Source organism: Natronorubrum halalkaliphilum (assembly GCF_009834785.1).
GTDB classification, from domain to species: domain Archaea; phylum Halobacteriota; class Halobacteria; order Halobacteriales; family Natrialbaceae; genus Natronorubrum; species Natronorubrum halalkaliphilum.
Genome location: NZ_WUYX01000070.1, coordinates 86,327 through 102,517 on the forward strand (window position 1 = coordinate 86,327; position 16,191 = coordinate 102,517).

At 64.8% G+C, this 16,191-nt stretch carries 16 protein-coding genes; 11 read left to right on the forward strand and 5 right to left on the reverse strand.

The window, feature by feature from the left end; all coding sequences use genetic code 11:
* Positions 1 to 347 precede the first annotated feature (347 nt).
* From hflX to GS429_RS19855, 3 genes are all read left to right on the forward strand, one after another.
* Positions 348 to 1,649 carry a GTPase HflX gene (hflX, locus tag GS429_RS19845; protein WP_160067442.1) on the forward strand — a complete coding sequence of 434 codons (1,302 nt, stop codon included), beginning with the start codon at positions 348 to 350 and terminating at the stop codon, positions 1,647 to 1,649.
* Positions 1,650 to 1,752: 103 nt separating this feature from the next.
* A complete protein-coding gene (locus tag GS429_RS19850) occupies positions 1,753 to 2,910 on the forward strand; it encodes a thiolase family protein (protein ID WP_160067444.1) in 1,158 nt (385 codons plus the stop codon).
* Positions 2,907 to 3,266, forward strand: a complete 360-nt coding sequence (locus GS429_RS19855; protein ID WP_160067446.1) for a nucleic acid-binding protein — start codon at positions 2,907 to 2,909, stop codon at positions 3,264 to 3,266. Before GS429_RS19850 ends, GS429_RS19855 begins: the two co-directional genes overlap by 4 nt.
* Positions 3,267 to 3,274: 8 nt before the next feature.
* On the opposite strand, the gene GS429_RS19860 is transcribed toward GS429_RS19855, so the two are convergent.
* Positions 3,275 to 4,165, reverse strand: coding sequence for a DUF7547 family protein (locus tag GS429_RS19860; RefSeq protein WP_160067448.1), 891 nt, complete (start codon positions 4,163 to 4,165; stop codon positions 3,275 to 3,277).
* A gap of 162 nt (positions 4,166 to 4,327) precedes the next feature.
* On the opposite strand from GS429_RS19860, the gene GS429_RS19865 reads away from it, so the two are divergent.
* Together GS429_RS19865 and GS429_RS19870 are read left to right on the forward strand one after the other, a co-directional pair.
* Positions 4,328 to 5,080, forward strand: a complete 753-nt coding sequence (locus GS429_RS19865) for a ribonuclease H-like domain-containing protein (RefSeq protein WP_328821507.1) — start codon at positions 4,328 to 4,330, stop codon at positions 5,078 to 5,080.
* A 94-nt stretch (positions 5,081 to 5,174) separates the two neighbouring features.
* Positions 5,175 to 5,579: an acyl-CoA thioesterase gene (locus tag GS429_RS19870; protein ID WP_160067450.1), complete on the forward strand. Its 405-nt coding sequence runs from the start codon at positions 5,175 to 5,177 to the stop codon at positions 5,577 to 5,579.
* Positions 5,580 to 5,726: 147 nt separating this feature from the next.
* Here GS429_RS19870 and ddfA read toward each other — a convergent pair whose 3' ends face one another.
* Entirely contained in the window at positions 5,727 to 6,017 is a 291-nt protein-coding gene (gene ddfA / locus GS429_RS19875; RefSeq protein WP_160067452.1) for a DdfA family disk-determining factor, read from the reverse strand.
* 462 nt (positions 6,018 to 6,479) lie between these two features.
* On the opposite strand from ddfA, the gene GS429_RS19880 reads away from it, so the two are divergent.
* Both GS429_RS19880 and GS429_RS19885 read left to right on the forward strand, forming a co-directional pair.
* Complete coding sequence (locus GS429_RS19880; RefSeq protein WP_160067454.1) at positions 6,480 to 7,064, forward strand: DUF7998 family protein; 585 nt, start codon at positions 6,480 to 6,482, stop codon at positions 7,062 to 7,064.
* 6 nt (positions 7,065 to 7,070) lie between these two features.
* Positions 7,071 to 8,282, forward strand: a complete 1,212-nt coding sequence (locus GS429_RS19885) for a hypothetical protein (protein ID WP_160067456.1) — start codon at positions 7,071 to 7,073, stop codon at positions 8,280 to 8,282.
* A 74-nt stretch (positions 8,283 to 8,356) separates the two neighbouring features.
* Here the strand turns inward: GS429_RS19885 and GS429_RS19890 are convergent, their stop codons facing one another.
* Positions 8,357 to 9,739 (reverse strand): hypothetical protein, encoded by a 1,383-nt coding sequence (locus GS429_RS19890; RefSeq protein WP_235920869.1) that lies wholly within the window; start codon positions 9,737 to 9,739, stop codon positions 8,357 to 8,359.
* Between the two features lie 87 nt (positions 9,740 to 9,826).
* Between GS429_RS19890 and GS429_RS19895 the strand changes: the two genes are divergently transcribed.
* From GS429_RS19895 to GS429_RS19910, 4 genes are all read left to right on the forward strand, one after another.
* Positions 9,827 to 10,228, forward strand: coding sequence for a MoaD/ThiS family protein (locus GS429_RS19895; protein WP_160067458.1), 402 nt, complete (start codon positions 9,827 to 9,829; stop codon positions 10,226 to 10,228).
* A 90-nt stretch (positions 10,229 to 10,318) separates the two neighbouring features.
* Positions 10,319 to 10,720 carry a ubiquitin family protein gene (locus GS429_RS19900; protein ID WP_160067460.1) on the forward strand — a complete coding sequence of 134 codons (402 nt, stop codon included), beginning with the start codon at positions 10,319 to 10,321 and terminating at the stop codon, positions 10,718 to 10,720.
* A gap of 83 nt (positions 10,721 to 10,803) precedes the next feature.
* Complete coding sequence (locus GS429_RS19905; protein WP_160067462.1) at positions 10,804 to 11,115, forward strand: CGCGG family putative rSAM-modified RiPP protein; 312 nt, start codon at positions 10,804 to 10,806, stop codon at positions 11,113 to 11,115.
* Between the two features lie 195 nt (positions 11,116 to 11,310).
* A complete protein-coding gene (locus GS429_RS19910; RefSeq protein ID WP_160067464.1) occupies positions 11,311 to 12,438 on the forward strand; it encodes a TIGR04053 family radical SAM/SPASM domain-containing protein in 1,128 nt (375 codons plus the stop codon).
* 520 nt (positions 12,439 to 12,958) lie between these two features.
* On the opposite strand, the gene GS429_RS19915 is transcribed toward GS429_RS19910, so the two are convergent.
* Both GS429_RS19915 and GS429_RS19920 read right to left on the reverse strand, forming a co-directional pair.
* Positions 12,959 to 14,794, reverse strand: a complete 1,836-nt coding sequence (locus GS429_RS19915) for an acetyl-CoA carboxylase biotin carboxylase subunit (RefSeq protein ID WP_160067466.1) — start codon at positions 14,792 to 14,794, stop codon at positions 12,959 to 12,961.
* A 538-nt stretch (positions 14,795 to 15,332) separates the two neighbouring features.
* Complete coding sequence (locus tag GS429_RS19920) at positions 15,333 to 16,190, reverse strand: carbon-nitrogen family hydrolase (protein ID WP_160067468.1); 858 nt, start codon at positions 16,188 to 16,190, stop codon at positions 15,333 to 15,335.
* Position 16,191 lies beyond the last annotated feature (1 nt).

Here is a 16,191-nt window from a genome sequence, read left to right on the forward strand (position 1 = left end):
GGTAGCGTGACTATCAGGTAACTCGAGAATTTGGAAGCGAGACCCTCGAGACGGACCCCTCGGCGCGAGACCGAACGTCGGGTTCCCAGCCAGAACCGACTCGACAGATCCCATCGTGCGCGGGATTCAAGGCGATCGGACACGTACGGAGAGGTATGCCTATCGTCCGCCTAACGGGGGTGTTTGACCGGCATCCGTAGCGTGGTCGGGCAACCGCCGCGTCCGTCGCGTCCGTCGCGTCGCCGGCGCGGCCAGTGCACACGAGCCGTCACTCGCGGAATCGACGAGCGCGTCGTCTCGAGTTTCCACGAGCAACCACGCCCGAGTTACACACAACTGTCATCCGCATGAGAGCAATCATCGCAAAGCGCGTCGATTCCGGAACGCCCGATACGAGTGAGATCCGCGACCTCGCCGAAGCGGCGGGATACACCGTCGTCGGAGAAATCACCCAGTCACGGCGAGCGGACCCCGCCCTCCAGCTGGGCGAGGGAAAAGCCGAAGTCCTCGCCGAGGAAGTCGTCGCAGCCGACGCGACGACCGTCATTTTCGACAATCGGCTCGGTCCCTACCAGACGTACAACCTCGGCCAGCTACTGCCCGAGGGCGTCGAGGTCATCGACCGATTCACGCTGATCCTCGAAATTTTCGGCCAGCGCGCCCAGACCCGCAAAGCGCAACTGCAGGTCGAACTGGCGGAACTCCGGTACGAACTCCCCCGTGCCGAGGCCAAGACCAGCCTGGCCAAACGCGACGAACACCCCGGGTTCATGGGGCTCGGCGAGTACGACGAGAGCCGCGAACAGGACATTAAAAATCAGATCAGCCGGATCAGAGACGAACTCGAGCGGATCGAGCAGACGGAGGAACACCGTCGAGAGCGCCGGCGAGACTCCGGATTCGATCTGGTTGCGCTGGCGGGGTATACGAACGCCGGCAAGTCGACGCTGCTGCGCCAACTCGCTGACGATCTCACCGTCGAGGAGAACGAGGACCTTCATCCGGATCTCGACGCCACGGCCGAGTCACAGGATAAGCTGTTTACGACGCTGGGGACGACGACCCGACGTGCGGACATCGAGCCGCGAGACGTGCTGGTAACGGACACCGTCGGCTTCATCAGCGATCTCCCCCACTGGCTGGTCGAATCGTTCAAGTCGACGCTGGATTCGGTCTACCGGGCCGACCTCGTCCTCCTCGTCGTCGACGTCAGCGAACCGATCGAAGAGATCCACGAGAAACTCGTCACCAGTCACGACACCCTCTATGAACGCAACGAGGCGCCGATCGTGACGGTGTTGAACAAGATCGACAAGGTCGACGACGAGGAACTCGCGGAGAAACGCGACGCGCTCTCGGCGCTCGCGCCGAACCCGGTCACCGTCAGCGGCAGGGAGGGGACGAACGTCGAGTCCCTGCTCGATCGGATCGATCGAGAGCTGCCCGAATGGGAAGAAGAACGGCTGCTGCTCCCGATGACTGAAAATACGATGAGCGTGGTCTCGTGGATTCACGACAACGCAAACGTCGACGACGTCACCTACGGCGACGAGGACGTCACCGTCTCCTTCGAGGCCCGGCCGGCGGTCATCGAACAGGCCCGCTCGCGCGCGAGCGAGTTGCGGACGGCGGCGGAATCCGCGTCGTAGCGATCCGGGCAAACACCGATATCACCGGTCGTGGCGGTTGTAAAACATGACGAAGACTGCCACGACCCCACGTTATAAATCATTGACCCGAGTCCAGTAGGTCATGGAACGTGTTGCAATCATCGGCGCATCCATGACCCAGTTCGGGAAACGCGAGGGCTGGATTCAGGACCTCCTGGCGGAGGCCGGGATCGAGTGTCTCGAGGATGCAGGCGTCGACGCATCGGCTGTCGAACACCTGTACGTCTCGAACATGGCCAGCGGCGAGTTCGAGGGACAGACCGGCGTACCGAACGCGCTCGCACACGACCTCGACGCCGTGCCGGCGTACACACAGCGTGTCGATCAGACGAGTTCCAGCGGTGGCGCGGGAATCTACGCCGCCTGGCAGTCGATCGCCAGCGGCACAAGCGACATGACGCTGCTCGTCGGCGGCGAGAAGATGACCCATCGGACGACCGGCGAGGCGACCGACGTCATCGCGTCGCTGACCCACCCCGCCGAGTACAAGACCGGCGTGACGTTGCCCTCCTTTGCGGGGCTGACCGCACGACACTACTTAGACCGGTTCGACGCACCGCGGGAGAGCCTCGGCAAAGTGGCGGTCAAGAACCACAAGAACGGCCTCGACAACCCGAAGGCCCAGTTCCGGAAGGAAGTCGACCTCGAGACCGTCCTCGAGTCGCCGATCGTCGCCGACCCGCTGCGACTGTACGACTTCTGTCCGATCACGGACGGATCGGCGGCGCTGCTGTTCTGTCCCGAGGAGGTCGCAAAGGAGTACACGGACGAGTACGCCGTAATCGCCGGCGTCGACGGCGCGACGGACACCCACGTCGTACACGAACGCGAGGATCCGACCGTGATGGGCGGCGTCGTCGAGAGCGGCAAGGGAGCCTACGAGATGAGCGGCTACGGGCCCGAGGATATCGACGTCGCCGAACTCCACGATATGTTCACCATCCTCGAGTTCCTCCAGATGGAGGGGCTCGGCTTTGCCGAACAGGGCGAGGCCTGGAAGCTCGTCGAGGAGGGGTATACGGAGCGTGACACCGGAGAGCTACCGGTCAACACCTCCGGCGGCCTCAAATCCAAAGGCCATCCGCTCGGCGCCAGCGGCGTCGCTCAGGGCGTCGAAATCTACGAGCAACTCGTCGGCGAGGCCGGTCCGCGACAGGTCGATGCGGACGTCGGTCTCACCTGTAACGTCGGCGGCTTCGGCAACTGCGTCATCACCACCATCATGGAGGCAGCACAATGACCATGGAAGCGTACAAGTACGAGGACGGATCGATCAGCTACCCGGGCCATCCGCGGGGTCCCGGCGGAACGGAACCGGTCGATACGGTCGATCTGAGCGAGTACACCGCCGAGGTAATCACGTGGACGACGAGTATGGCGACGCCGCCCGGCGTCCGCGAGCCGAACTCGCTCGCGATCGTCGAGTTCGACGTTGAGGGCGAAACGGTCCGCGCGATCGGACAGCTCACAACCGACGAGGTCGACATCGGCGACGCGGTGGAACCGGTCTACGTTGAGGAATTGCGCGAACCCGGAGCCGGCATCCGCGAACCCGAGAGTCAGGACTGGGACGGCTACCGGTTCGAACCGGTTTAGCTCCCGGTTCAGCCGGAATCGGATCCGTTTTTCTGATCGGTGGGGTCGTCGGAATCGTCAGCACCGCTTGCACCGTCAGAGCCGTCTGCGTCGTCTGCGTCGGCTGTGTCGACGGACTCGGCCGTCTCCTCACCATCGCCGTCGGCATCGTCCCCCTCAAACTCGCCGCTCCCGGCGTCGGTCTCGAGACCGTCGCGCTCGTTCGAGGATCCGTCGTCCTCCTTGTCGTCGCTGTACTGGTCTTTCAGCGTCTCGAGTTCGGCATCGACGTCGACGGCCGGGTTGGGATCGGTGCGATCGGCACCGCGACCATCGCCGTCGTCGCCGCGCTGTGAGTCGTCGAGACCGCCGTCCTGAATGTCGATTCGTACTGCCCCCGAGTCCGAGTCTCCATCCGGTGACGCGGCCGTCTCGCCCTCGAGATCGCTGTCGACGTCCCGAAGCCGACTGTCCACGTCGTCGCGAAGTTCGCGCGCCTCGGAGAGGAGGTCGGTCGCGCGATCGTCCGCAGGCAGCGTTCCGTCGGCCGTCGCCTGCTGGAGTTGGGACAGGACGGTATCGAGTCGGGAAAGCGTCGACTGACGGAGGTCGGTCGCCCGCTTGCTCACGGCGCTTGCGGTCTCGGTCGTCTGCTCGCGGACCTCTCGCTCGGTTCGAGCGAGTTTGAGCGCCCGCTGGAATCCCTCGAGTGCGCGCACGCTCGTCTCGAGGACGGCGATCGTGGCGGGAACGGCGATTTCGTCGGCGAATCGAAAGAACTCCTCGGGCGTCGGCGGTCGCGGAGCCGGCAGCCGACGGCCGGACCGGCGGTGAGACGACTCGAGTTCCTGCCGGAGGGCGTCGATCGTCCGCGTGAGCTCGTGGACCGCCTCGGCGAGGTCGTCGTCGGAATCGGCCATACGGGGGCTACGGGGTCCGGTATGAAAAGCCGGACGGTCGGGGTCAGGGTCATGGTCGGTGTCGGATCCGGTGCGCCCGTCCCGCTCGGAGCCACAGCAGTCAACGCGCTCGTGTCGGAGCGATCCAATCGCTTTTAGTTCGCTCGGCTCCCTTCGACTGGTGTGCGAATCGAGAACAGCTTCATTCCCGTCCGCGGGGTTGGGGAAACCACCGAACGTCGCCTCTGGGAGAACGGCATCACCCACTGGGACGAGTTCGACGGCAGCGTCGTCGGCGACACCCTGGCCGACCGCATCGAGTCGTTCATTGAGGAGGGACGCTCCCACCTCGAACGCGGCGACATCTCGGTCTTCGCCGAGGCGTTGCCGGCATCGAGCCGCTGGCGGTGCTACGAAAACGTCCGCGAGAACACCTGCTTTTTAGACATCGAGACGACCGGACTCGACGCCAGTTGCAACGACGTGACGACCGTCAGCGTCCACCGCGGCGGCGAGACCGAAACGTTCGTTCGGGGTCGAGATCTCACGAGCCAGCGGCTCGCGACCGAACTCGAGGACTCTTCGCTGCTGGTGACGTTCAACGGGCAGCGCTTCGACGTCCCCTTCCTCGAGACCTGTTACGACATCGACGTCACGGTGCCACACGTCGATCTCATGTACCCCTGTAAGAAAATCGGACTCGACGGCGGTCTGAAGGCGATCGAGCGGGATCTCGGTATCGACCGCGACATGCCGGACCTCAGCGGGCGCGACGCCGTCCGACTCTGGCACGAGTACGAACGGGGCGACGAGGCGGCACTCGAGACGCTCGTCGAGTACAACCGCGCGGACACGCGAAACATGGAGCCGCTCATGGAGATCGTCGCGGATCGGCTCCACGAGACGGTGTTCGAAGCGGCGTGTCCGACCGACTGATCGAAAGCGGAACTGACGACCACGCGGCGGGAACACGATCGGAGACCAGCGCGGACCGTACCTATACGGCGATCGCCTTCGTTGTGCGACGGTAATGACCGACGACAGCTACGACTGTACGGTGGCGACTACCGTCCGGCTGCGGGATATCGACTTTATGGGCCACGTCAACAACGCGGTGTACGCAACCTTCCTCGAGGAGGCTCGAGAGACGTACTTCAGGGACGTACTGGGCGTCTCGCTGGTCGACGTCGGAACCGTGCTCGCGAATCTGGAAATCGACTACGTCCGGCCGATCGACGCCGATGCGGACGTCACCGTCGGCGTTCGCGTCCCGGAACTCGGCACCTCGAGTCTGCCGATGGAGTACGAGATCCGGGCCGACGGGGACCGCGCGGCGACGGCCCGAACCGTGCAGGTGCTCGTCGACCGAGAGACCGGAGAGTCCCGACCGATTCCGGAGGAGTGGCGAAGACGGATCGACGCCGCCGGCAACTGAGACGGACTGCCGTACCGAGTTACTGTCCCGGCTATCGACGGCCCGCGGTTGCACCGCTACCGACCGACGGGAGACCGTATCGGTCCGCGGCCGGTCGGCGTGCGCTGTCTCTCACCGCATACCGAACACTCGGTTCGGTGACCGGGACTATCGAGTATCAGTCTGGTCGAACGCTTCGACCTCACCGTCTCCGGTCACGACGATCTGGTAGCCACTGAAGGTGAATTCGACGCGGCCGTTCGACCGGCTCGATCCGTTCTCTCGCGGGGCAAAGAGCGCGTCGAGCGCTTCCGGGTTGATGGCGTTGTAGAGGGCCTCGTACTCCGGCGGCTCGATATCTATCGGGTCCACGCCTTCCTGTTCGGCGACCGCGGCGATAATGTCAAAGCTTACTGAATTAGCAGCTGGAGTATCCGATTGATCGACTGAGAGTAGCATTGGCCGGACTCTTACAGTGATCCATTATAAATCCTCTGCCCTCAACGCATGATTGCTGTATTCATGTATCCTATATTGTACATACCTGTCGTCTAATGTATACTATCCTCTTAAAATCCCATATAATATTATTTTATTCATTGGATTCTAAACTGTTCAGGGAGTAATATTCACCGCGCAGGGAACCATTGTGAGCGCCTCGAGTACGGTAATCGAACCAAGAACGATGTTCGGACGGAGAGAATACCCCGGTTTGAACGGTTTCGTGTACAGTTCGGATACAACCCGTCCTTGGGACCGCCCGAGTCGCGGGAATCCGTCGGGATAACCGCTCCGCTCACGCGGGGAGCCACGCCCCGCTGTGGATCCGTTATCGAACTCGATCGACACGCGGCGAAGCGAGACCGAGGGAACGTGTTCGGGACATCGTTCTGGTCGGTGGGGAACGTTTCTCCACCCGAAATGAATCCATTCGCTCGCGGTCGATCCGAGACAACCGAGACCGGAGACGGCTCCGACGGGTTCGACGAGTGGGACGCGTTCGTCGCCGAGCACGTGCCCGATGTCGGCCCGTTTCTCGAGGGCCAGAACGTACTCACGGGCGACGATCACGCTGCGTTTCACCGACTGACCCGCGAGGTGTTCGAGGAACGCGGCGTGTACGACGCGACGTTCGGCTACAACCTCGCGCGACTCAACCTCGACCGGCGCCATCCCGAAGCGGGCTTTCGCTACGCCGTCGAGACCGACGACCCGTCCGTCCTGCGAGCCGAGTTCACTCCCACGACCGAGTTCTGTCCGCAGGCGGATGTCCTGATCAAGGGCGCGTTCCGGGCCTGGAACGGACTCGCGGATCGCCACGAGTACGACCACGTCCGGGTTCGCGTCCACCCGTCGCACCATCAGGCGGACGCGCTCGACGCCTCGCTCGAGCGACTCGAGGCGGAGCTCCAGGAGACCGGGTCCGTCCCGGGGGACCCGATTGACCAGCGGTCGACCGATCGGGACGACGAGCGGACGGGGACGACCGAACGGTCGCCGTTCTGACGAGCGATGGGTTCGCGGACCAGGAACGCGACCGCAACCGTTACGCGGTGGTCGCGCGCGTTCGTCGGGGTTGGTATCGGCTTCTTCGTCGCGTGGCAACTCGCCGTGGCGACGGGCCTACCGCGAGCGGCGACGGTTCCGCTCGGCGTGTTCGGATTCGTCCTCCACGTCGTCTTCGGGAAGGCCTACACGCTGATTCCGTCCTACTTCGCCCGCGAACTGGCCGTTCCGCGCGCACCGGCGATACATCTCCCCTTCGCGCTTGTCGGAACGATCGGCGCGTTCGCGGCCGGTATCGGAATCGGTCCACCGACCGTCGCGGTCGTCGGAGCGGCGAGTTGGTTCGTCGGCTGTCTCGTTTTCGTGATCGCGCTCGGCGTGACCGTACGGGACAATCCGACGGGCCGCGAAACCGGGACCGGGGCAACCGAAACTCACCGTAAGCGCGTCGATCGGCTCGCGAACGCCGCCGTTCCCGTCGTGTTCGCGTACCTGCTCGTCGGCTCCGCGCTCCCGCTAGCGGCCGAGTTCGGGATCGAGACACCGGTCTCCGCGATCGGCCCTGCCACGACGCACCTGGTAGCTGCTGGAACCGCGGCACTGCTCGTGTTTGCGATCGGATTTCGGCTGTTGCCGCGGCTGCTCGTCGCCTCGACGAGTCCGACGCTCGCCGGCATCGTCTTAGGAACCGGAATCGTCGGCCCCGCGCTGCTCGCAGTCGGTTTCCGCGAGGGACCGGTCTTTCACATTGGTGCCGGACTCCAGTCAGTTGCACTCGTCGGCTTCGCCGTTGGGTACGCCGATCTCTACCGGCGAAGCGAGCGCCGACGGGTCGGTGGACGGGCCGTCCTCGCCGGGGCTTGCTACGGTATCCTGGTCGCGGTGCTGGGGCTCGCGTTCGCGATCCTCTCCGCTACGAGCGTGCCGGCGACCGCGTTCGATGCCCACTATCGCCTCGCGATCGGCGGCTTCGTCGGACTGACGATCGTCGGTGTTACCTTCCACTTCTATCCGCCGGCCGTCGCCTCCACCCCCGGAATCGGAACCCGAACTGCGAGCGCGTCGGTCGCGGCACTGGTTGGAGGTCTCGGTCTCGAGGTTGTCGGGCTGCTCGCCCCCGCTTCGACGCTCGTCGGGTTCGGTCGCTGGCTCGCGGTGGTCGGTGCGGTCCTTTACGCCGCCGTGCTCTACTCAATTTTTGTCGAGCGATCGCGGTGAGACGGCCGGTAACGAACGATCCGTTCGAAGAGACCGCCCTCCCAAATTCGAACCGGAATCGGCCGGGCCGACGACTACGGATTCGAGCCGCCGACGCTGATCTCTTCGGCTCCGCTGACGTCGTCTCTCGAACGTTCCGTGTTGAACACGCCCGTAATCACCCCGCGGATACCGTCGGGGCCGTGTCGGTGGATCGTCAGGAGCATGTTCAGCACGAAGAGACAGAACCCGAGCGTCGCGAGCGCGGCGCTCGTGACCGTCACCGCGGTCGGCAGATCGAACAGCGGCCCGGCGCTCATGCCGACGAACCCGACGACGGTCAGCCCGAAATCGACCCGCTCGAGCCGATCGTCGTACAGATCGTCGATCATCGGCACCTGCTCGAAGCCGAGTCGGTCGCTGTAGCGCTCCATCCAGATGATGAACGGAACGATGTGATAGAGCGAACCGACGACGACGAAACCGAAGACGCCGAAGACGAGCACGTTGCTGGCATCCGGATGACCGAACAGCGTCTCGTACCCGACCGGCTCGAGCCACCAGGCGGAGGCGGTGAGGGCGATCCAGGCCCACAGCGACGCGGCGACGACCCAGTACCGCCGAGTCATCGGCGACCGATCGACCGTCGACCGCGCGAGGAGGCGCGCGACGACGACGGTGAACGCGGCGAGCCCGACGAGGACGGCGACCGCACCGACCCGAGCGATCGGCTCCGATCCCAGTCCGCGGCCCGCAGCGAAGACGAGCAGTCCGGCCGGGAAACACAGTTGCTCGAGCCCCAGTAGCCGGTCGTCGAACGGCGTTCGATCGGCCTGTGCGAACATCGTCGTGAGCTGGACGAGCGCGCCGACGATCGTCGCGAGGATAGCCCCGAAAAGCGCGAGGGTCGCGTGGACGTACAGGATATCACCTCTCGTCAGCGTCGTGGCCTCGAACACCGAGGTCGTGAAGTCGAGCGCGAGGAGGAAGCCGAGCGGTGCGACGAGCGCGAAACAGCCGAGCGCGAACGCGAAGTGGCGCTCCGTGAAATCGAGCGGTCGCGCTCGAAGGAGCGTTCGACCGACGTTGTAGACGAACACCACCATTCCAAGCAGTATCGCCGCGCCCGCGAGGGGGAGCCACGCCAGTGCAGTCGCGAGCAGTCCGGCCACGAAACCGATCAGTCCGACGGTGACGAGCACCAACTGGACGACCGCGAGCCGTCGCGAGTGAATCGTCACGCCCGACCAGACGGGGACGAACTGCGTCATCGCCCCCATGATCGTGATCGCAATCCACCCGATCAACAGCAGGTGGATGTGTGCGATACTCGAGAGACCCGGGACCGTCGTGACCGCCATGACGGTCCCGCCGACGACGCCCGCGACGAGAAACGCGAGTCCGAGAACGAAGTGTCCCAGCGGAATCGCCATCGGGGGTTGCTGGTCGGTTCGGAGACCGCCCGGAATGTGGTTCATACTCGCAGTTGGGGTTCGATCGCCGTCCCGTTGTGTCCGAACACGTTCGGAACCGCGCTTTCACTCGTCGCGAGCGTACACTCGAGTATGACAGCCGAACAAACCCAGCAGGGTCGACAAGCCCGACGACGGACGACGGTCACCGTTCGCTGTACCGGCCACGTCCGCGACGCCGTCGGGACTCACGAACTCGAGTTTACCTTCGACGGCCGTCGGCTCCGGGAGTTTCTCGAGGCGTTCTTCGACGAGTATCCGATCGAGGACATGCTCATCGCCGAAACCGAAGCCGATGCGACCGCTCGCGGCTGGGCGCCGGTCCCCGACGAACTACCGGGAACCTGGCGCAAGAATCCCGAGGGCGACCAGACCCGACCCTACGCTCGCGTCTGTATCAACGGCCGGTTCAACGAGCACTACGACGGGTTTGAGACGACGCTCGAGGACGGCGACCGGGTGGCCCTTATCCACCCCTTCATGTTCTGTTGTTGAGCGCGTTCTCGTGTGAGTGCGCTCCGCTCCGTCGATCCGAACGGGTTCGGGTAATCCTATTGGTCACTCCGGGTTCGAGTTCGGGATGCGATGTCAGCCAGAGGGGTATCCGAACGGACGGCGGTCACGACGACGGTCGAGGTTCGCTGTACCGGTCGGGTTCGCGACGTCGTCGGCACCCACGAACTCGAGTTTTTCTTCGAGGGACGACAACTCCGCGACTTCCTCGAGGCGTTCGTCGCCGAGTACACGATGGAAGACATGCTCAGTATCGATACCGAACGGGAACTCGCCACGACGGCCCGGGTCTGGGCTCGGCCGCCCGGTGAGCTTCCGGGGTGGCGTCCGGACGGCGAGGGCCAGTCCAGACCGTACGGCCGCATCTGTATCAACGGCCGGTTCAGCGATAATCTGGACGGACTCGAGACGAGACTCGAGGACGGCGATCGAATCGCCCTGCTGTACCCGTTCCTGTTTGCACCCCGGTCGTGACCGACCCCGAGCGACGACACGTTCTACGGGCACCCGAACGGATTCGTCTCAGCTCTTACGGCCGTTGGCGCTCGAGTGAGACCATGAGCAACAGCACGGATCCCGCCGTCGAACCCGTTACCCGGCGCGAGCACGACGTCTCGTGGTCGGCGAACCTCGAGCAACCCCGACACGCGGCCGACCGCGATCTCGTTGTCGAGGAGGCCATCGACGCGATCGAAGCGACGGCGAGCGGGACCCACGTCAACCTCGTGACCCACGGCGATCACGGTCGTCCTGAACCGTATCTCTGGGACGTCCTCGAGTCGACGGTCGAGGGGATCGAACTCGAGTACGTCGACCGGTGTGGCTGTGGCGGCCACGTGACGCGCGTGTACGTCGACGGCGGGTCGTGAGCGCGAGCGCGAACGTCAGCGGTTCGGTGGGCGCAAAATCGAGGACGAACCGAAGACGACACTGAAAGCGCAAACGTAATCACACCTCAGTCCGCACGCGGACCCTCCATCCTTTCGCCGAACCGGTTCGCCGGCCTTCCCAGCCGGTAGGAACAACGACCGGCTTTTCGTCCGGTCGTCGCCGACAAACGACCCATGCACCCCGGCACTCTCGATACGGCAGACAGACCGCTCGTGCTGATCTGGGAACTCACCCAGGCCTGCGGGCTCGCGTGCGATCACTGCCGGGCCGACGCCCAACTCGATCGCCACCCCGATGAGCTCTCGACCACCGATGGGAAACGGCTTCTCGAGGATGCTGCGGCGTTCGGCGAGGGGCAACTGGTCGTCCTCTCGGGCGGCGACCCGCTCGTCCGCGACGACGTCGAGGAGTTGATCGCCTACGGCGACGAACTGGGCTTGCGAATGACGATCACGCCGAGTGGCACCCAGTCGTTGACCGCGGATCGGATCCGCGGGCTGGCCGACGCCGGACTCAAGCGGATGGCCGTCAGCCTCGACGGCGCGTCGCCCGAGACACACGACGCGTTCCGCGGCGAAGACGGCAGTTTCGCGGAGACGATTCGCGCCGTCGAGGACGCCAAAGCGGCGGGGCTTCCGGTACAGGTCAACACCACCGTCTGCCGGCAGACCGTCGGCGAACTCCCCGACATACGGTCTCTCCTGCGGGAGATCGGCGCGGTCATGTGGAGCGTCTTCTTCCTCGTTCCCGTCGGTCGCGGCGCGATCTTAGAGCCGATCGATCCCGACGAGGCCGACGCGGTGATGGCCTGGCTCGACGAGGTCAGCGACGAGGAGCCGTTCGGTCTCAAGACGACGGAGGCCCCCCAGTATCGGCGCGTCTCGATGCAGCGCCAGCGGCGAGAACGGGACCGGCAGCGGGATGGCGACGACTCGAGACCGAACGACGGCGTTCGGCGACGCACGGGGATCATCGCGGGCGACGGCTTCGCGTTCGTCAGTCACACGGGTGAAGTCTTCCCATCAGGGTTTCTACCGAAATCGGCCGGAAACGTGCTCGAGACGCCGGTGACCGAGATCTACCGGGAGTCGTCGCTGTTCGAGTCGTTGCGCGACCGCGACCAGCTAACGGGCAAGTGCGGAGCCTGTCAGTACCGCACCGTCTGTGGCGGGAGCCGATCGCGTGCGTTCGCCCACGCCGGCGATCCGCGCGCGAGCGATCCGCTCTGTCCGTTCGTTCCCGACGGGTACGACGGGCCGCTTCCGTGGAATACCTCGGAGACCGTCTCGACCGGTGACTGATACGGATTGCTGTAACTATGTACCGCCGATCACCAGGGACGGGGTCAGTGATCGACGGTCATTGACTACAGTAAACCGTATGACTACCGATAGCTCTCCCCTGTAAACGCTAGCCCAAGAAACGAGACGGGCGGGAACCGGAGCGCGAATGGCTGACCAGGCACCACCAGTGCGGGCTCTCCCGACCGATGTGGCTCCGTCCCGGCCCGATCGCTCGAGACGAGATCGTCCCGGCGAACTGATCGTCCGACGGTCGATCTCCCACGAGGCCCGTCACGGTATCGAACCGCACTCGTTCGGGCCGCGTGCACTCGGCGTTTCGCGCGGCTCGGCTTCAGGATTGACCCGCACATATTCACTGCTGTTATTCGGCGAGTTCCGGCGCTGGCCTCGAGAGCCACCACCGGTTGCCCGTGATCTCGAGGGTCGAAACGGCGCCTGAAGCGAGAATAAAAACTCGATCGAAAACCCCGAATCCGCTGGTGGATCTGGGTCCTTCCCACTCGCTACTCCTTGCTCCCTACTCGAGGATGACCAGCACGTCGCCCATATCGACGCTCTGGTCTTCTTCGACGGCGATTTCGGTCACCGTGCCGCCCTTGGAGGCGACGATGTCGTTCTCCATCTTCATCGCCTCGAGGACGACGAGCACGTCGCCCGCGGCGACCTCGTCACCCTCTTCGACCTCGATGTCGAGGATCGTTCCCTGCATCTCGGCGTCGACGGTCTCGCCCTCGCCTTCGAGTTCGGTCTCGGCGCTCGAGCCGCCCGCAGGCTCCGGTGGGCTGGCCTGACCGCCCGCTTCGACGTCCCCGGTCGGGATCGCGGGCGCGCCGTGTTCCTCGAGTTCGACCTCGAAGCGCTTGCCGTTGACCTCGACGGTGAACTCGCGCTCGACGGACTCCTCGTCGTCGCCGCTCGCACCGTCGCCGGTGTCGCCGCCCCACTGCTCCTGGGCGTCCTCGATGCGGCTCTCGTTGATCTCCTCGTCTAAGTACTTCGTCGTGTGCGTGCTGGCGACGAACTCCTCGTCGGTCAGCATCAGCCGGTGGAACGGGATGATCGTCGGAATGCCCGCGATCTCGTACTCCCGCAGGGCCCGCAGCGAGCGTTCGAGACACTCCTCGCGATCCTCGCCCCAGACGATCAGCTTCGCGATCATCGAGTCGTAGTCGGTGACGAGGTCGTCGCCCTGACGGAGTGCGTCGTCCATGCGGACGCCGATCCCGCCCGGCGGATCGTACGTCTCGAGCGTACCGCCGGTCGCGGGTGCGAAGTCGTTGGCCGCGTTCTCGGCGTTGATCCGGAACTCGATCGCGTGGCCATCGATCTCGACGTCGTCCTGTTCGAAGTCGATCTCCTCGCCCGCGGCGATCCGAATCTGGCGCTTGACGATGTCGATACCCGTGATCTCCTCGGTGACGGTGTGTTCGACCTGAATTCGCGTGTTGACCTCGAGGAAGTAGAAGTTCGCGTCCGGACCGAGCGGTTCGTCGGGGCCGCGTCCGGGCTCTTCCTCGACGAGGAACTCGACGGTCCCGGCGTTGGTGTAGTCCGCCGCGGAGACGCCCCGGCGGGCGGCTTCGCCGATCTTCTCGCGCAGTTCGTCGGTCAGCGCTGCCGATGGACCCTCTTCGATGACCTTCTGGTGACGCCGCTGGAGCGAACAGTCGCGCTCGCCCAGGTGGCGGACGTTGCCGTGCTGGTCGGCGACGATCTGGACCTCGATGTGACGGGGCTGTTCCAAGTAGCGCTCGAGGTAGACCGAGTCGTTGTCGAAGTAGGCCTCGCCCTCCCGCTTTGCGCTCTCGAGTTGGTCCTCGACCTCGCTTTCGTCCCAGACGACCTTCATGCCGCGGCCGCCGCCGCCGCCTTCGGCCTTGATGGCGATCGGGTAGCCGTGTTCCTCGCCGAACTGTTTGACCGCCTCGGGTTCGGTGACGGGATCGGTCGTCCCCGGAACGATCGGGACGTCGGCCTCGGTCATGATCTTGCGGGCCTTGGTCTTTTCGCCCAGCGATTCCATCGCGTCGCTCGAGGGGCCGATCCAGGTGATTCCGTCGGCGTCCTGGACCTTGCCCGCGAACTCGGCGTTCTCCGCGAGGAAGCCGTAGCCGGGGTGGATGGCGTCGGCGTTCGCCTGGCGGGCCGCGTCGATGACGGCCTCGTGATCGAGGTACGAATCGGCCGCGCGGGCCGGGCCGACGTTGTACGCCTCGTCGGCGAAACGGACGTGTCCCGAGTCCTTGTCGGCCTCGGAGTAGATCGCGACGGTTCCGATGTTCAACTCCTCACACGCTCGCATCACGCGGACGGCGATCTCTCCGCGGTTCGCCACGAGAACCTTCCTGAACATTCCTGGCAAAACACACGTGAACCCACTACCTTACTTTTTCGCAACGGGTCGCTTGCAGACGGATAGTCGGCGGATATCGATCGGGTGTGAGCGGTTTTGCGGGCGCTTCGCTGCGCGGTGCTGGTTGAACTGTGAGATACTGATTGAGCTACGCGGTGCTGGGTAGGAGTTGGTACACTGTCAGATGCTGTATTTCGGCACGCAGCGGGCCGACGGACACGAAAGGGCGTGGGCGGAGTGGAGATGAAGACGAGGTGGCGGGTGCGAGCAGCTCGTTCCCGGGAAACGAGCAGGCGACGGGCCGGAGCGACGCGCAGTGCCGGTCGTGACGTGAAAAGCGCCGTAAACCGGCACTCGTATTATTGCACCACGGAATAAAAAGTCAGCGGTCGGCCGCTTCCGTTTTCATACTGTCGAACGGAACGACGTGACGATCGGTCGCTCTACTGCGGCCGTCTCCGACGGCAACGGCCGCGAATTCGCGATCGACTTCGTATTGACTGCTGTCCGACAGTATCAGCACAGCCGTCAGTTGTCGCTACAGTCGCCGATCCCGAAGCGCCGGAAACTCCGTTCGTACCCGATCGACCGCACCGATATCGAGCTCGGACATCACCAGCGTCGGCTCGTCGCCGCTCGAGGCCAGCGTGGTCCCCCACGGATCGTAGACGGTCGATCGACCGAGCAGCGTCGCGTCCGCGTCCGGGAACTGGCCGGAGCCGTTGATCGTCGCGACGAAGCACTGATTCTCGATCGCACGGGCTCGAGAGAGCGTCTGCCAGTGTTCGATTCGGGGGTAGGGCCACGCGCTGGGGACGAGCACCAGCTCCGCGCCGGCGTCGATCAGTTGTCGGTACAGTTCCGGAAACCGCAGATCGTAGCAGGTCGTCGCGGCCACGGTTACGCCGCCGATTTCCGCCGTCTCGATGCGCTCGCCCGGGACGAGCAGCTCCGACTCGGCCGACTGGTAGCCGAAGAGGTGGTGCTTGCGGTAGACCAGTCGGCGGTCGCCGGCTGCGTCGAACAGGACGGCAGTGTTGGCGAGTCCCTCGTCGGCCGGCGTCGCGACCGACTCGGTGGCTGCCAGATCCTCGACGATACTCCCCGCGAGGACGGCGATACCGTGCTCGGCCGCCGCGTCCCGCAGCCGACCAAGCGTCTCCCCTTCGAGGGGTTCGGCGTAGCGCCGGTAGCTGTCGAACGCGAAATAGCCGACGGTGAACAGTTCGGGGAGAGCGACCAGATCGGCCCCGCGCTCGGCGGCTCGGGACACCGCCTCGAGCGCCCGGTCGACGTTCGCCTCGACCGCCGTCGCCTCGATTCGAAGCTGTGCGAGCGCGAGCTGTACCGCGTCGCCGGTCTCGTCAGTCGCGGTTGCGTCTTCTTGGACGGGCATG

What these genes read in the sequence shown, in the direction of transcription:
- hflX (WP_160067442.1), top strand. Translation starts at nt 348, where the DNA reads ATGAGAGCAATCATCGCAAAGCGCGTCGATTCCGGAACGCCCGATACG.
- GS429_RS19850 (WP_160067444.1), top strand. Translation starts at nt 1,753, where the DNA reads ATGGAACGTGTTGCAATCATCGGCGCATCCATGACCCAGTTCGGGAAA.
- GS429_RS19855 (WP_160067446.1), top strand. Translation starts at nt 2,907, where the DNA reads ATGACCATGGAAGCGTACAAGTACGAGGACGGATCGATCAGCTACCCG.
- GS429_RS19860 (WP_160067448.1), bottom strand. Translation starts at nt 4,165, where the DNA reads ATGGCCGATTCCGACGACGACCTCGCCGAGGCGGTCCACGAGCTCACG.
- GS429_RS19870 (WP_160067450.1), top strand. Translation starts at nt 5,175, where the DNA reads ATGACCGACGACAGCTACGACTGTACGGTGGCGACTACCGTCCGGCTG.
- ddfA (WP_160067452.1), bottom strand. Translation starts at nt 6,017, where the DNA reads ATGCTACTCTCAGTCGATCAATCGGATACTCCAGCTGCTAATTCAGTA.
- GS429_RS19880 (WP_160067454.1), top strand. Translation starts at nt 6,480, where the DNA reads ATGAATCCATTCGCTCGCGGTCGATCCGAGACAACCGAGACCGGAGAC.
- GS429_RS19885 (WP_160067456.1), top strand. Translation starts at nt 7,071, where the DNA reads ATGGGTTCGCGGACCAGGAACGCGACCGCAACCGTTACGCGGTGGTCG.
- GS429_RS19890 (WP_235920869.1), bottom strand. Translation starts at nt 9,739, where the DNA reads ATGAACCACATTCCGGGCGGTCTCCGAACCGACCAGCAACCCCCGATG.
- GS429_RS19895 (WP_160067458.1), top strand. Translation starts at nt 9,827, where the DNA reads ATGACAGCCGAACAAACCCAGCAGGGTCGACAAGCCCGACGACGGACG.
- GS429_RS19900 (WP_160067460.1), top strand. Translation starts at nt 10,319, where the DNA reads ATGTCAGCCAGAGGGGTATCCGAACGGACGGCGGTCACGACGACGGTC.
- GS429_RS19905 (WP_160067462.1), top strand. Translation starts at nt 10,804, where the DNA reads ATGAGCAACAGCACGGATCCCGCCGTCGAACCCGTTACCCGGCGCGAG.
- GS429_RS19910 (WP_160067464.1), top strand. Translation starts at nt 11,311, where the DNA reads ATGCACCCCGGCACTCTCGATACGGCAGACAGACCGCTCGTGCTGATC.
- GS429_RS19915 (WP_160067466.1), bottom strand. Translation starts at nt 14,794, where the DNA reads ATGTTCAGGAAGGTTCTCGTGGCGAACCGCGGAGAGATCGCCGTCCGC.
- GS429_RS19920 (WP_160067468.1), bottom strand. Translation starts at nt 16,190, where the DNA reads ATGCCCGTCCAAGAAGACGCAACCGCGACTGACGAGACCGGCGACGCG.